Source organism: Phytobacter sp. V69 (genome assembly GCF_965644215.1).
Taxonomy (GTDB): domain Bacteria; phylum Pseudomonadota; class Gammaproteobacteria; order Enterobacterales; family Enterobacteriaceae; genus Phytobacter.
Window position 1 is genome coordinate 1 of sequence record NZ_CBFFRL010000005.1, and the last position, 14,330, is coordinate 14,330.

At 54.7% G+C, this 14,330-nt stretch carries 12 protein-coding genes and 1 other annotated feature; of the genes, 7 read left to right on the plus strand and 5 right to left on the minus strand.

The annotated features are described in order from the left end of the window. From ACSZPU_RS01455 to acrA, 3 genes are all read right to left on the minus strand, one after another. A partial coding sequence (locus tag ACSZPU_RS01455; protein ID WP_498994744.1) for a transposase occupies nucleotides 1-230 on the minus strand: 230 nt, incomplete at its 3' end. A gap of 213 nt (nucleotides 231-443) precedes the next feature. Further along, the gene (gene acrB / locus ACSZPU_RS01460) at nucleotides 444-3,590 is read right to left on the minus strand and encodes a multidrug efflux RND transporter permease subunit AcrB (protein ID WP_498994746.1); all 3,147 of its coding nucleotides are present in this window, start codon (nucleotides 3,588-3,590) and stop codon (nucleotides 444-446) included. Nucleotides 3,591-3,612: 22 nt separating this feature from the next. Beyond that, on the minus strand, nucleotides 3,613-4,827 hold the full coding sequence (acrA, locus tag ACSZPU_RS01465) for a multidrug efflux RND transporter periplasmic adaptor subunit AcrA (protein ID WP_498994747.1): 1,215 nt from the start codon (nucleotides 4,825-4,827) through the stop codon (nucleotides 3,613-3,615). Nucleotides 4,828-4,967: 140 nt separating this feature from the next. Here acrA and acrR point away from each other — a divergent pair, with 140 nt between their 5' ends. Both acrR and mscK read left to right on the plus strand, forming a co-directional pair. Further along, nucleotides 4,968-5,621, plus strand: a complete 654-nt coding sequence (gene acrR, locus ACSZPU_RS01470; protein ID WP_498994749.1) for a multidrug efflux transporter transcriptional repressor AcrR — start codon at nucleotides 4,968-4,970, stop codon at nucleotides 5,619-5,621. A gap of 125 nt (nucleotides 5,622-5,746) precedes the next feature. Continuing rightward, the gene (mscK, locus tag ACSZPU_RS01475) at nucleotides 5,747-9,100 is read left to right on the plus strand and encodes a mechanosensitive channel MscK (protein WP_498994835.1); all 3,354 of its coding nucleotides are present in this window, start codon (nucleotides 5,747-5,749) and stop codon (nucleotides 9,098-9,100) included. 138 nt (nucleotides 9,101-9,238) lie between these two features. Here the strand turns inward: mscK and rsmS are convergent, their stop codons facing one another. Then, a complete protein-coding gene (gene rsmS, locus ACSZPU_RS01480) occupies nucleotides 9,239-9,391 on the minus strand; it encodes a pleiotropic regulatory protein RsmS (protein WP_498994751.1) in 153 nt (50 codons plus the stop codon). A gap of 14 nt (nucleotides 9,392-9,405) precedes the next feature. Further along, on the minus strand, nucleotides 9,406-9,933 hold the full coding sequence (gene priC, locus ACSZPU_RS01485) for a primosomal replication protein N'' (RefSeq protein ID WP_498994753.1): 528 nt from the start codon (nucleotides 9,931-9,933) through the stop codon (nucleotides 9,406-9,408). Between the two features lie 68 nt (nucleotides 9,934-10,001). Between priC and ACSZPU_RS01490 the strand changes: the two genes are divergently transcribed. The 5 genes from ACSZPU_RS01490 (at nucleotide 10,002) to recR (ending at nucleotide 14,229) form a co-directional block, all read left to right on the plus strand. Beyond that, the gene (locus ACSZPU_RS01490; protein WP_498994755.1) at nucleotides 10,002-10,379 is read left to right on the plus strand and encodes a DUF454 family protein; all 378 of its coding nucleotides are present in this window, start codon (nucleotides 10,002-10,004) and stop codon (nucleotides 10,377-10,379) included. Between the two features lie 151 nt (nucleotides 10,380-10,530). Further along, entirely contained in the window at nucleotides 10,531-11,082 is a 552-nt protein-coding gene (apt, locus tag ACSZPU_RS01495; RefSeq protein ID WP_498994757.1) for an adenine phosphoribosyltransferase, read from the plus strand. Nucleotides 11,083-11,297: 215 nt separating this feature from the next. Further along, complete coding sequence (gene dnaX / locus ACSZPU_RS01500) at nucleotides 11,298-13,238, plus strand: DNA polymerase III subunit gamma/tau (RefSeq protein WP_498994759.1); 1,941 nt, start codon at nucleotides 11,298-11,300, stop codon at nucleotides 13,236-13,238. Beyond that, nucleotides 12,571-12,635: a sequence feature (DnaX frameshifting element), on the plus strand. (Overlaps the previous gene by 65 nt.) A 53-nt stretch (nucleotides 13,239-13,291) precedes the next feature. Further along, complete coding sequence (locus ACSZPU_RS01505; protein WP_498994761.1) at nucleotides 13,292-13,624, plus strand: YbaB/EbfC family nucleoid-associated protein; 333 nt, start codon at nucleotides 13,292-13,294, stop codon at nucleotides 13,622-13,624. Continuing rightward, on the plus strand, nucleotides 13,624-14,229 hold the full coding sequence (gene recR / locus ACSZPU_RS01510; protein ID WP_498994763.1) for a recombination mediator RecR: 606 nt from the start codon (nucleotides 13,624-13,626) through the stop codon (nucleotides 14,227-14,229). Before ACSZPU_RS01505 ends, recR begins: the two co-directional genes overlap by 1 nt. The last annotated feature ends 101 nt before the right edge of the window (nucleotides 14,230-14,330 follow it).

A 14,330-nucleotide genomic window follows, 5' to 3' on the forward strand; every position in this document is an offset into this window, starting at 1 on the left:
AATGGCAGCATGTCATGGAGGGCATCTTCGGCAGCGCTGTCACTGAGGTCAAACCAGAGTTGCAGGCAGTGAATGCGCAGCATGAGCAACAGGGGAAAAGGTCTGCGTCCCCGTCGGGACGAGGGATAGCAGGGAAGCAGCATATCAACGATATCGTGCCATGGGACGAGAACCTCCATACGGTCGAGGAACTGTTTTTTGCGGGAGGAATAGCTGGCAAGAGCGGGCATCGTGAAAAGTCTATGTCAAAGAAAGGGTTATGTTCTCATAATTGACGATTAAATCGCACCTTCCCTAAGTATATAAGATGTACTCTCAATGCCGTATTAATTCTATGCCCTATTATGACTGCACAAAATAAACAAAGAGACAATAAGCAGTTTTAATGATCAGATGAGTGAATATGAAAAAGGCCGCTTTCGCGGCCTTTTCATTCAAAAGTATCAGTGTTGCTCAACTTTGTGGCTGTGCTCGATATCATCGCTTTTGCGGCTAAAGCGGCGGCGTACCACCACAAAGAACACAGGAACGAAGAATATCGCCAGTACCGTTGCGGTAATCATACCGCCCATTACACCGGTACCTACGGCGTTCTGTGCACCGGAACCTGCACCGGTACTGATAACCAGCGGCAGAACCCCGAGGATAAACGCCAGTGACGTCATCAGGATTGGACGCAGACGCATACGGACCGCTTCCAGAGTGGCTTCAATAAGCCCTTTGCCTTCTTTATCCATCAGATCTTTGGCGAATTCCACGATAAGAATCGCGTTCTTCGCCGACAAGCCAATGGTTGTCAGCAGGCCCACCTGGAAGTAAACGTCGTTGGTCAGGCCACGTAAGGTCGCCGCCAGCAGCGCGCCGACAACCCCGAGCGGAACCACCAACATAACGGAGAACGGAATCGACCAGCTCTCGTACAGGGCCGCCAGACACAGGAACACCACGATCAGGGAGATGGCGTACAGCGCAGGTGCCTGGTTACCTGACAGACGTTCCTGATAGGACATACCCGTCCAGTCATAGCCAATACCTGTCGGCAGTTTACCCGCCAGCTGTTCTATCATCGCCATGGCTTCACCGGTACTTTTACCTGGTGCGGCCTGGCCGAGGATTTCTATTGATGGCAAACCGTTATAGCGTTCCAGACGCGGAGAACCGTACTCCCAGTGCGAGGTTGCAAAGGCGGAGAAAGGTACCATCGTGCCGGTCGTCCCACGGACATACCAGTTGCCAATGTCGTTCGGCAGCATACGGTATTTCGCGTCTGACATAACGTACACCTTCTTCACACGACCACGGTCGATGAAGTCGTTGACGTAGCTACCGCCCCATGCTGCGCCAAGCGTGGTATTGATATCGCTCAGAGAGACACCCAGCGCCTGTGCTTTTTCCTGGTCGATGTTGATTTTGAACTGCGGCGTATCTTCCAGACCGTTCGGACGCACGCCGACCAGCAGGTCAGGGTGCTGTGCAATCTCACCGAATAGCTGGTTACGCGCCTGCATCAGCTTGTCATGGCCCAGGTTCGCCTGGTCAATCAGCTGGAAGTCAAAGCCCGTTGCCGTACCCAGTTCAACGATCGCCGGCAGGTTAAAGGGGAACACCATCGCATCTTTAATCTGAGAGAAGTGGGCACTTGCGCGGCCTGCAATGGCTGGCACTTTGTTCTTCTCGCCAGGACGTTCATCCCAGTTTTTCAACGATACGAACGCCAGACCGGTGTTCTGACCACGACCAGAGAAACCGAAGCCGTTAACGGTAAACACGGAGTTCACGTTATCTTTTTCGTTATCCAGGTAGTATTTCGACACTTCATCCAGCACTTTCTGCGTACGCTCTTGCGTCGCACCCGCTGGAAGCTGCGCCATGGTCAGGAACACACCCTGGTCTTCATCTGGCAGGAACGAACTTGGTAGACGAACGAACAGGACGGCCATGCCCACCACGATGATGATATAGAGCACCAGGTAACGACCCGTGCTGCGCAGGATGTTGCCTACGCTGTCGGTGTAGTGGTGCGTGCTCTTATCAAACATGCGGTTGAACCAACCAAAGAAGCCAGTGTTTGCGCCATGGCTGCCTTTTTGCACAGGTTTCAGCATTGTGGCACAAAGCGCCGGCGTCAGAATCAACGCCACCAGAACCGACAGGCCCATTGCCGAAACGATGGTGATGGAGAACTGACGGTAAATCGCACCGGTAGAACCACCGAAGAACGCCATCGGGATAAATACCGCCGACAGAACCATCGCGATACCCACCAGTGCGCCCTGAATCTGGCCCATGGATTTACGCGTGGCTTCTTTTGGCGGCAAGCCCTCTTCGGACATGACACGTTCAACGTTCTCTACCACGACGATGGCGTCATCCACCAACAAGCCTATCGCCAGCACCATACCGAACATGGTGAGGGTGTTTATCGAGTAACCAAATGCCGACAGGATGGCGAATGTACCCAACAGGACGACTGGCACCGCAATGGTGGGAATCAGCGTTGCGCGGAAGTTCTGCAGGAACAGGTACATAACCAGGAATACCAGCACGATCGCTTCAACCAGCGTTTTCACCACTTCGTTAATGGAGATCTTAACGAACGGGGTGGTGTCGTACGGATAAACCGCTTTCAGACCATGCGGGAAGAACGGTTCCAGTTTGGCGATGGTGGCACGTAAGGCATTCGCGGTATCCAGCGCGTTTGCACCGGTTGCCAGCTTAATACCCAGACCGGTTGCCGGTTGACCGTTGTAGCGTGCGATAACGTCGTAATTTTCGCCACCCAGCTCAATCTTCGCCACATCACTCAGGCGAACCTGAGAACCATCCTGGTTAACTTTCAGCAGGATCTTACCGAACTCTTCCGTGGAGGTCAGACGGGTCTGCGCGATGATAGAGGCGTTCAACTGCTGGCCTTTCACCGGCGGGGTACCGCCCAACTGACCTGCTGCGACCTGGGCGTTCTGCGCTTTGATAGCCGCAATGACGTCAACAGGGGTCAGCTGGAAGTTATTCAGTTTGTTCGGATCCATCCAGATACGCATCGCATACTGCGCACCAAACAGCTGTACGTCACCCACGCCGGTCGTACGGCTGACCGGATCTTTCACGGTTGCGCCCACGTAGTCGGCAATATCTTCCTGCGTCATGGAACCATCGGTACTGATCATACCGAGAACCATCAGGAAGCTACTGGACGACTTCTCAACGCTCACGCCTTGCTGCTGCACTTCCTGCGGCAGTAATGGCATGGCCAGCTGCAGTTTGTTCTGCACCTGAACCTGGGCGATATCCGCATCGGTACCAGAGTCAAACGTGATCGTTATCTGTACCGTACCAGAGGAATCACTGGTGGAGGACATATACAGCAGGCCATCGATACCGTTCATGTTCTGTTCGATAACCTGCGTAACGGTATCCTGCACCGTTTTTGCATCAGCACCTGGGTAGGACGCACTGATCTGAATTGCCGGTGGTGCAATCGTTGGATATTGCGCAACAGGCAGCTTCAGGATCGCCAGTCCCCCCGCAAGCATGATGATTATGGCGATCACCCAGGCAAATATAGGGCGATCAATAAAGAAATTTGGCATGTCTTAACGGCTCCTGTTTAAGTTAAGACTTAGACTGCTGCGACTGCTGCGACTGCTGCGACTGCGCGCCGGCCTGGGCTTGCTCTTTATTCTCAGCGGTCACTTCCTGTGCTTTTACCTGTGCTCCGGGTTTAACTTTCTGAAGGCCTGTCACAATCACACGATCGCCTGCTTTCAGGCCATCGGTCACCAGCCATTTGTCGCCAATGGCCTGCGATGCGGTGAGCTTACGCACTTCCACTTTATCGCCTTCGCCTACGACCATTGCGGTGGCATCACCTCGCGGAGTACGAGTCACACCCTGTTGCGGAACCAGCAGTGCATTAGGATTGGTACCTTCTTCGAGTTTCGCCCGCACGAACAGACCTGGCAGCAGCGTCATATCCGGGTTCGGGAAAATGGCACGCAGGGTGATAGAACCTGTGGTCTGGTCAACGGTGACGTCAGAAAACTCCAGCGTACCGCTCTGCGGATATTTCACGCCGTCGTTGGTCACCAGCTCAACTTTCGCTTTGCCGTTTTCCTGTTTCAGCGTGCCGTTCGCCAGTTCCTGTTTCAGACGCAGGTAGTCGTTGCTGGACTGCGTAACGTCGACATAGATTGGGTCGAGCTGCTGAACGGTTGCCAGCGCTGTTGTTTGCCCGGTTTGCACCAGCGCACCTTCGGTCACGGACGATTTACCAATACGGCCGCTAATCGGGGAGGTGACTTTGGTGTAAGCCAGGTTGATACGCGCGGTTTCAACGGCGGCTTTCGCAGCAACAACAGACGCGTCTGCCTGCTGTGCATCAGCCTGAGCGGTATCGTAATCCTGTTGACTGATGTACTTGGTGCCCAACAGTTTCTGATAACGCGACACGGTCATGCGTGCGATATTCGCGGCAGCCTGTGCTTTAGCCAGATCGCCTTTGGCACTTTCGTACGCGGCCTGATAGGTAGCCGGATCAATCTGATAAAGCGAGACACCCGCTTCTACATCGCTGCCTTCTGTGAAGTTGCGTTTTAAAATGATTCCACTGACCTGAGGACGGACTTCCGCAACGCGAAAGGCGTTGGTTCTGCCTGGAAGCTCGGTTGTGATCTGCAGAGGTTCTGTTTTTAGCGTGACGACACCGACTTCTGGCGCCTGACCGGCAGCACCCTGTTGGGCCGGTTTCTCATCACATCCTGTAAGCGCTAAGCTGCCTGAAAGCATCAGAACGACCGCCAGAGGCGTTAACCCTCTGTTTTTGTTCATATGTAAACCTCGAGTGTCCGATTTCAAATTGATCAATGGATCAAAGTCCCAAACCCATTGCTGCGTTTATATTATCGTCATGCTATGGTACAAACATTCATAAATGTATGTAAATCTGACTCCTGTCAATTCACCAACATATGGCACGAAAAACCAAACAGCAGGCACAAGAGACACGCCAACACATCCTTGATGTGGCCATGCGTTTGTTCTCCCGGCAGGGTGTATCATCAACCTCACTGGCAGATATTGCACAGGTGGCGGGGGTGACCCGCGGTGCTATTTACTGGCACTTCAAAAATAAGTCGGATTTATTCAGTGAAATCTGGGAGCTATCAGAATCCAGCATCAGCGATCTTGAAACTGAGTATCGGGCAAAATTCCCCAACGATCCACTGTCAGTTTTAAGGGAAATATTGGTCTATATCCTTGAAGCAACCGTTGTTGAAGAGCGTCGCCGATTAATGATGGAAATCATTTTTCACAAATGTGAGTTTGTTGGCGAAATGGCGGTCCTGCAGGAGGCACAGCGCAATTTGTGCCTGGAAAGTTATGACCGCATCGAGCACACACTCAATGAGTGCATTAAAGCTAAATTGCTCCCTGGGAGCTTACTCACCCGCCGGGCGGCAGTACTGATGCGTGCCTATATTTCCGGTGTGATGGAGAATTGGCTTTTCTCCCCCCAATCTTTTGATTTAAAGAAAGAAGCCCGAGACTATGTGGCGATACTACTGGAGATGTGCCAGTTTTGTCCAACGTTGCATAATAAAGTAGCAGGTCTGTCCGCCTGAGTCAGAATCAACGGAAAAATGGCCCGCGGACATTACGTTACTAGGTTGTGACATCACGGCGTGATATTCTTCGCGCGTGGCTAGCTTCGGCCATCTTTCCTGTTCACAGATTAATCACGCAAATGATGCTGCAATCCACACGCTCACGAAGTGCGCTCCCGATTTTGGCCGCCGCGCTGTTTTTTGTCTTTGCCCTTATCACTGGCTCTGCCTTCGCGGCATCGACAAACAATGACTTACCCACTCGTTCCGATGTTCAGAGTCAGCTCGATGCGCTGAACAAGCAAAAAGATCCCACGTCCACGGACAAACTGGTTAGCCAGGATTTAACGGAAACCCTCGATGTTCTGGATAAAATCGAACGGGTTAAGCAGGAAACCACGGTCTTAAAGCAAAAAATCACCCAGGCGCCGGACAAACTGCGTCAGGCGACCGATGCCCTCAGCGCGCTAAGCGATAAAGATAATGACGATGAAACGCGTAAAACGCTGGCGACCCTCTCCCTGCGCCAGCTTGAATCGCGTGTGGCGCAGCTGCTTGACGATTTGCAAACCGCTCAGAATGATTTATCGAATTATAACAGTCAGTTAGTCTCATTGCAGACGCAGCCTGAGCGTGTACAGAGTTCCATGTACACCGCCTCGCAGCAGTTGCAGCAGATCCGCAATCGCCTTAACGGTACGGCGGCGGGGGAAGGGGCGCTGCGTCCGACACAACAGACGCTATTGCTGGCTCAGCAGGCCTTGCTGAACGCGCAAATTGAGCTGTTGCGTAAGAGCCTTGAGGGCAATACAGCGCTGCAGGATACCCTGCAAAAACAGCGTGATTACACCACCGCGAACAGCAACCGCCTTGAACACCAGCTCCAGCTGTTGCAGGAAGCCGTCAATAGTAAACGTCTGACGCTGACGGAAAAAACCGCTCAGGAAGCCGTCACGCCGGATGAAACCGCGCGTATTCAGGCCATGCCGTTAGTGAAGCAGGAACTGGACGTTAACCATCAGCTCAGCCAGAAGCTCATTACTGCGACCGAAAACGGCAACTCGCTGGTGCAGCAAAACATCAAAGTGAAAAATTGGCTGGATCGTGCGCTGCAGTCTGAGCGTAACGTGAAAGAGCAGATTTCGGTGCTCAAGGGCAGCCTGCTGCTGTCGCGTATCCTTTATCAGCAACAACAAACGCTGCCGTCTGCCGATGAACTCGAAGATATGACCAACCGCATTGCGGACCTGCGTCTGGAGCAGTTCGAGGTCAACCAGCAGCGCGATGCGCTTTTCCAGAGCGACGTCTTTGTCGCGAAACTGGAAGAGGGGCATTCGAGTGAGGTCAACGACGAAGTCCACGACGCCCTGTTGCAGGTGGTGGACATGCGCCGTGAGCTGCTCGACCAGTTGAACAAACAGCTGGGTAATCAACTGATGATGGCCATCAACCTGCAGGTGAACCAGCAGCAGCTGATGAGTGTGTCGAAAAGTCTGCAGGAGATCCTGACGCAGCAAATTTTCTGGGTAAACAGCAATAAGCCGATGGACTGGGACTGGGTTAAATCCTTCCCGCAGGCGCTGAAAGACCAGATAAGCAAAATGAAGATCACCGTGAACTGGGAGAAAGCCTGGCCTGCGGTGGCCATCGCGTTCCTCACGGGTCTGCCGTTGTTGCTGATTGCTGGTTTGATTCGCTGGCGTCTGGGTTGGCTGCGTAGCTATCAGGCGCGTCTGGCTACACAGGTTGGGCAACTGCGTAATGACAGCCAGTTGCATACGCCGAAAGCTATTCTTATCGACCTTATTCGCGCGCTGCCGGTGTGTCTGATCATTCTGGCTATCGGTCTCATCCTGCTGACCATGCAGCTCAATATCAGCGAGCTGTTATGGGCGTTCAGTAAAAAACTGACCGTGTTCTGGCTGGTATTCGGCCTGTGCTGGAAAGTGCTGGAAAAAGACGGCGTGGCGGTGAACCACTTCAATATGCCGGAACAGCTGACCAGCCACTGGCGCCGCCAGATTGTGCGTATTAGCCTGGCGCTGCTGCCGCTGCATTTCTGGTCAGTGGTCTCTGAGCTTTCTCCGCTGCACCTGATGGATGATGTCCTTGGGCAAACGGTGATTCTGCTTAACCTGTTGCTCATTACGGCGCTGGTGTGGCCGATGTTCCGTGAAAGCTGGCGAGACAAAGAGTCTCACAGCATGCGTCTCATCACGGTTACGGTGCTCGCTATTGTGCCGATCGCGTTGATGGTGCTGACGGCAACCGGCTATTTCTATACCACACTGCGCCTGGCCGGACGCTGGATTGAAACCGTTTATCTGGTGATCCTCTGGAACCTGCTGTACCAGACCGTACTGCGTGGCCTGAGCGTTGCTGCCCGTCGCATTGCCTACCGTCGTGCGCTGGCTCGTCGGCAGAACATGGTAAAAGAGGGCGCAGAAGGGGCCGAGCCGCAGGAAGAGCCTGGCATCGCGCTGGAGGAAGTGAACCAACAGACGTTGCGTATCACCATGCTGTTGATGTTTGCGCTCTTTGGCGTGGTGTTCTGGGCGATTTGGTCCGATCTGATTACCGTTTTTGCCTACCTGGACAGCGTTGTCCTCTGGCACTACAACGGCACAGAAGCGGGCGTCGCCGCAGTGAAAAGCGTGACCATGGGCAGCATGCTGTTTGCGCTCATTGCTTCGATGGTGGCCTGGGCGTTGATTCGCAACTTGCCGGGTTTGCTGGAGGTTATCGTTCTCTCGCGGTTGAACATGCGCCAGGGGGCCTCCTACGCCATCACCACTATTCTGAACTACGTCATTATCGCCGTTGGCGCGATGACGGTGTTTGGTTCGCTGGGGGTCTCGTGGGACAAACTGCAATGGCTGGCCGCCGCTCTCTCGGTGGGTCTGGGTTTTGGCTTACAGGAAATCTTCGGTAACTTTGTCTCCGGTTTGATCATCCTGTTTGAACGTCCGGTGCGTATCGGCGATACCGTGACCATCGGCACCTTCTCCGGTTCGGTCAGCAAGATCCGTATTCGTGCCACCACGATCACCGATTTTGACCGCAAAGAGGTCATCATTCCGAACAAGGCGTTTGTGACCGAACGTCTGATCAACTGGTCGCTCTCTGACACCATCACCCGTGTGGTGATCCGCCTGGGCGTGGCGTATGGTTCCGATCTGGATAAGGTGAAAGAGGTGCTGTTAAAAGCGGCGATGGAGCATCCGAAGGTGATGCACGATCCAGAACCGTCGGTGTTCTTTACCACTTTCGGCGCGAGCACGCTGGATCACGAACTGCGTCTGTATGTGCGTGAACTGCGCGATCGTAGCTACACGGTGGATGAACTGAACCGCACGATCGACAGACTGTGTCGCGAAAATAATATCGATATCGCCTTCAACCAGTTGGAAGTGCATTTGCGTAATGCCAGCGGTGATGAGCATACGGAAGTGAAGCGCGAGCTGAAAGGCGACGATCCGACGCCGGCACAGAATTGATTCGACTGGCGGTGCACCACTCCTGCTGTAGCCCCGGTAAGCGTTAGCGCCACAGGGGATTATTCCCGGATGCGGCGTGAACGCCTTATCCGGGCTACGTTTCCCTGCGAGCAGGAGAGAGCTCCAGGCCGCACCGGGCTAGCCCTCACTCTCCCTGACTTTGCGCGCAAAATCCCGCTGCACAATCTCCAGCGCTTTCAGCACCGTTTCCGGCGCAATATCATGCTCTTCCAGTAGCATAATCAGATCGACCGCCAGCTTGACCTCATCCGGGGCATTTTCCAGTGACATAGTTTCTCCTTGGGTTAACGCGTCAGGCGCGCCAGCACCCGTTCAATATTATCCATCGCCTCGCGACAGCGGCGCAGCCTGCCTTCAAATGCGGTGATTTCTTTGTGTAATTGCTGCTGTTCGGCGAAAGTCTCAACGTTTGCCACACGCGCTTCCCGCTCACGCTTCATGGCCATCAGACGTTGTTCAAATTCCTGATGCTGCAGCCGTTTACGCTGCCATTTCTGGATGCCGGGCGAGGCATTATCCCACTCGCGCAGCGACCATGAAGCCGATTCGCGGCTCAGCGCGGCAATCTGCGCGCCAAGATGTTCGGCCAGCCAGACAACCTGCTCAAGTTGCTGCTCATCGACGGCATGATGGAGTGCGGCCAGGTTGTGTTGCGCTTCTTGCAGGCAGGCGTCCATTGTGGTGCTGCGAGTTCGAAACAACTGGCGGTCAAAGCGTGGGCTTACCGTGGCATGCTTTGCCTGAGGGGCAATCTGTATCGCCAGCTCGTTTAGCTTTTGTTCCAGAGCCTGTAAAAGCAACGCGCTTCTCACGATTCTCTCCCCTGTAAATGGCGGCGACTATGCTACATTAGCCGCTCATCTTGATAATGATTCGCACTATGCAACGGACTATTTTAATCATCATTGGCTGGCTGGCGGTAGTGCTGGGAACCCTCGGCGTCGTTTTGCCGTTGTTGCCGACCACGCCGTTTATTCTGCTGGCAGCCTGGTGCTTCGCGCGCTCGTCACCGCGTTTTCATAACTGGTTGCTGTACCGTTCCTGGTTTGGCGGCTATTTGCGTCACTGGCAAACCTACAAGGCAATGCCGCCGGGGGCCAAACCTCGCGCTATCGCTGTGATACTGGTCACCTTAGCCATTTCCCTGTGGCTGGTGAAGATGATGTGGGTGCGGTTGCTGCTGCTGGTCATCCTGGCCTGCCTGCTGATTTTTATGTGGCGACTCCCCGTGATTGATGCAAAGCAACAAAAACCGTAAAGCCCACCGATGGAAGTTGCAATTGTCGCGTTCTGCCAGTAAATTCGAGCGTTTTCGAGCACAGGCGCGACTGGTTAAATGTTAACCGCAGGTTACATGCGAAACCTCAGTGTGCGCCGTGAGTAATACCGTTTCTATCAGGCAAAAACCCATGACAGCGACTGCGCAGCAGCTTGAATTTCTCAAAAACAGCATCAAAAGCATTCAGGATTATCCGAAACCGGGCATCCTGTTCCGTGATGTCACCAGTTTGCTGGAAGACCCGAAAGCGTACGCTCTCAGCATTGAACTGTTGGTCGAACGCTACAAAGACGCCGGGATCACTAAAGTAGTAGGTACAGAAGCGCGTGGCTTCCTGTTCGGCGCACCGGTTGCGTTGGGCTTGGGCGTCGGCTTTGTGCCGGTTCGCAAGCCGCGTAAACTGCCGCGTGAAACGATCGCGGAAAGCTACGAGCTGGAATACGGCACCGATCAGCTGGAGATCCATATCGATGCGATCCAGGCTGGCGATAAAGTGCTGGTGGTTGACGATCTGCTGGCGACCGGCGGCACCATCGAAGCGACCGTAAAACTGATCCGCCGTCTGGGTGGTAAAGTGACCGATGCCGCATTCATCATTAACCTGTTCGATCTGGGCGGTGAACAACGTCTGGAAAAACAGGGTCTGAACTGTTTTAGTCTCGTGCCATTCCCGGGGCATTAATCATCAGACTGCCTTATTAGCCATTTTAGCTCCGGGCAGTGTTCGTAATCCTCACGTACTCAATGTACGCTCCGGTTACTGCGCGCTGTCCGTAACTAAACTGTCTATAACGGCGACGTCCGATTTATTACCAAAAGAGACAACCTCGCTGATTAAGTGAGGTTGTGATAGCATTCTCCCCTATAAATCCACCTCCAGCGTTTCAGAGCCTGCCAATGAGTTATCAGGTCTTAGCCCGTAAGTGGCGACCCCAAACTTTTGCTGACGTCGTCGGCCAGGAGCATGTGCTGACCGCACTGGCGAACGGCTTATCCTCAGGGCGCATCCATCATGCCTACCTGTTTTCCGGTACGCGTGGCGTCGGTAAAACCTCTATTGCCCGCCTGCTGGCAAAAGGGCTGAATTGCGAAACCGGCGTGACGGCGACCCCCTGCGGCGTATGCGACAGCTGTCGGGAAATCGAGCAGGGGCGCTTTGTCGACTTAATCGAAATTGATGCGGCATCCCGCACCAAGGTCGAAGATACCCGTGACCTGCTGGATAACGTGCAGTACGCCCCCGCGCGCGGTCGGTTCAAGGTCTACCTTATTGACGAAGTGCACATGCTTTCGCGTCACAGCTTTAACGCGCTGTTGAAGACGCTTGAAGAGCCGCCCGAGCACGTCAAATTCCTGCTGGCGACCACCGATCCGCAAAAGTTACCGGTGACGATCCTGTCGCGTTGCCTGCAGTTCCATCTCAAGGCGCTGGACGTTGATCAAATCCGCCATCAGCTTGAACATATTCTTGATGCCGAAAAAATTCCCCACGAGCTGCGTGCGCTCCAGTTACTGTCCCGCGCGGCAGACGGCAGCCTGCGTGATGCGCTGAGCCTGACCGATCAGGCGATTGCCAGCGGCGATGGTCAACTGACCGCGCAGGTGGTCAGTACGATGCTGGGCACGCTCAATGACGACCAGGCGCTGGCGCTGATTGAAGCGCTGGTGGCAGCCGACGGCGAACGGACCATGGCACTGGTCAATGATGCCGCCTCCCGTGGCGTGGAGTGGGAAGCGCTGCTGGTGGAGATGCAAACGCTGATGCACCGCATCGCCATGATCCAGCTTAGTCCCGCCGCACTCGGCAGTGATATGGCCGCCATTGAACAGCGTATGCGCGAACTGGCGCGCGTGGTGCCGCCCACCGATGTGCAGCTCTATTACCAGACGCTGCTGATGGGCCGCAAAGAGTTGCCGTACGCGCCGGATCGCCGCATGGGGATGGAAATGACCCTGCTGCGTGCGCTGGCGTTTCATCCGCGTGAGCCGTTAACGGTGCCGGATGCACCACAGCCCTCTTTTGCGCCCGTCGCGCCCACGGCGGTGCTGAATCCGACGCAGGTCGCCGTGCAGACTGCACCAGCACAGTCGCAGCAGCAACCGCAGCATGATGTCAATCTGCCCGATGCCACCAACCAGGTGCTGGCGGCCCGTCGTCAACTGCAGCGCGCTCAGGGAGCGGACAAAGCAAAAAAGAGTGAACCGGCAGCCGCAACCCGCGTGCGGCCGGTGAGCAATAGTGCGCTGGAAAGACTGGCGTCAGTCACCGAGCGCGTACAGTCGCGCCCGGCACCTGCTGCGCTCGAAGCGGCTGCGGTAAAAAAAGAGGCCTACCGCTGGAAATCCACCACCGTCACCGAAGCGGTGAAAGAGGTTGTGGCCACGCCGAAGGCGCTGAAAAAAGCGCTGGAGCACGAAAAAACGCCGGAGTTGTCGAAGAAACTGGCAGACGAGTCGCTCGAGCGTGATGCCTGGGCGGCGGAAATCAGCCAGCTGACTCTGCCAAAACTGGTTGAGCAGGTGGCGCTGAATGCCTGGAAAGAACAGGATGAAAGTCGCATTTGCCTACATTTACGTTCCGCTCAGCGGCACCTGAATTCGCCGTCTGCGCAGAAAACGCTGGCAGATGCCCTTTCGGCATTGCACGGCGGTACGGTTGAATTGACTATCATTGAAGATGATAATCCGGCGGTGCGAACGCCACTGGAATGGCGTCAGGCTATTTATGAAGAGAAGCTCGCGCAGGCGCGTGAGGCGATTATCGCGGATAACAACATTCAGACCCTGCAACGCTTCTTCGATGCGGATCTGGATGAAGAGAGTATTCGTCCCATTTGATGGCAGGCTGGCTTGCCGTCAACCTTAACTATGACTTACTGAGAGAAGAGCCTATGTTTGGTGGAAAAGGCGGTCTGGGTAACCTGATGAAACAGGCCCAGCAGATGCAAGAAAAAATGCAGCAGATGCAGGAAGAAATCGCAAAAATGGAAGTGACCGGTGAGTCTGGTGCTGGTCTGGTGAAAGTGACTATCAACGGTGCGCATAACTGCCGTCGCGTTGAGATCGACCCGAGCCTGCTGGAAGACGATAAAGATATGCTGGAAGATCTGGTGGCTGCTGCGTTCAACGACGCTGCGCGCCGCATTGAAGAAACCCAGAAAGAGAAAATGGCCTCTGTTTCTTCCGGTATGCAGCTGCCGCCGGGCTTCAAGATGCCGTTCTGATGCAGACCAGTCCGCTGTTAACGCAGCTTATGGAAGCGTTGCGCTGCCTGCCGGGCGTTGGCCCGAAATCGGCGCAGCGCATGGCGTTTACGCTATTGCAACGTGACCGCAGCGGTGGAATGCGCCTGGCGCAGGCATTGACCCGCGCCATGTCGGAAATCGGCCACTGTGCCGATTGCCGCACCTTTACCGAGCAGGATGTCTGTAATATTTGCAGCAATCCTCGCCGCCAGGAAAATGGCCAGATCTGCGTGGTGGAGAGTCCGGCGGACATCTACGCCATTGAACAGACCGGGCAATTTTCCGGCCGCTATTTCGTGTTGATGGGCCACCTGTCGCCGCTCGATGGTATCGGGCCGGACGATATTGGTCTCGACAGGCTGGAGCAGCGTCTGGAAGCGGAAACGCTTTCTGAGGTGATTCTCGCCACCAACCCGACGGTGGAAGGTGAGGCGACCGCTAACTATATTGCCGAGCTTTGCGCGCAATATGGTGTGGAAGCCAGTCGTATCGCTCACGGGGTTCCCGTTGGCGGTGAACTGGAAATGGTCGATGGCACCACGCTGTCCCATTCTCTTGCCGGTCGTCACAAGATTAAATTCTGACCAAACGGAGGCCGCAATGCGTGTCCTCCGCTTGAAAAATTCTCTCTCTATCCCCATCTCACCCTCAACGCTTTTTTTCTCATATGGCATTGTTGAGGTCG

What these genes read in the sequence shown, in the direction of transcription:
- acrB (WP_498994746.1), bottom strand. Translation starts at nt 3,590, where the DNA reads ATGCCAAATTTCTTTATTGATCGCCCTATATTTGCCTGGGTGATCGCC.
- acrA (WP_498994747.1), bottom strand. Translation starts at nt 4,827, where the DNA reads ATGAACAAAAACAGAGGGTTAACGCCTCTGGCGGTCGTTCTGATGCTT.
- acrR (WP_498994749.1), top strand. Translation starts at nt 4,968, where the DNA reads ATGGCACGAAAAACCAAACAGCAGGCACAAGAGACACGCCAACACATC.
- mscK (WP_498994835.1), top strand. Translation starts at nt 5,747, where the DNA reads ATGCTGCAATCCACACGCTCACGAAGTGCGCTCCCGATTTTGGCCGCC.
- rsmS (WP_498994751.1), bottom strand. Translation starts at nt 9,391, where the DNA reads ATGTCACTGGAAAATGCCCCGGATGAGGTCAAGCTGGCGGTCGATCTG.
- ACSZPU_RS01490 (WP_498994755.1), top strand. Translation starts at nt 10,002, where the DNA reads ATGCAACGGACTATTTTAATCATCATTGGCTGGCTGGCGGTAGTGCTG.
- apt (WP_498994757.1), top strand. Translation starts at nt 10,531, where the DNA reads ATGACAGCGACTGCGCAGCAGCTTGAATTTCTCAAAAACAGCATCAAA.
- dnaX (WP_498994759.1), top strand. Translation starts at nt 11,298, where the DNA reads ATGAGTTATCAGGTCTTAGCCCGTAAGTGGCGACCCCAAACTTTTGCT.
- ACSZPU_RS01505 (WP_498994761.1), top strand. Translation starts at nt 13,292, where the DNA reads ATGTTTGGTGGAAAAGGCGGTCTGGGTAACCTGATGAAACAGGCCCAG.
- recR (WP_498994763.1), top strand. Translation starts at nt 13,624, where the DNA reads ATGCAGACCAGTCCGCTGTTAACGCAGCTTATGGAAGCGTTGCGCTGC.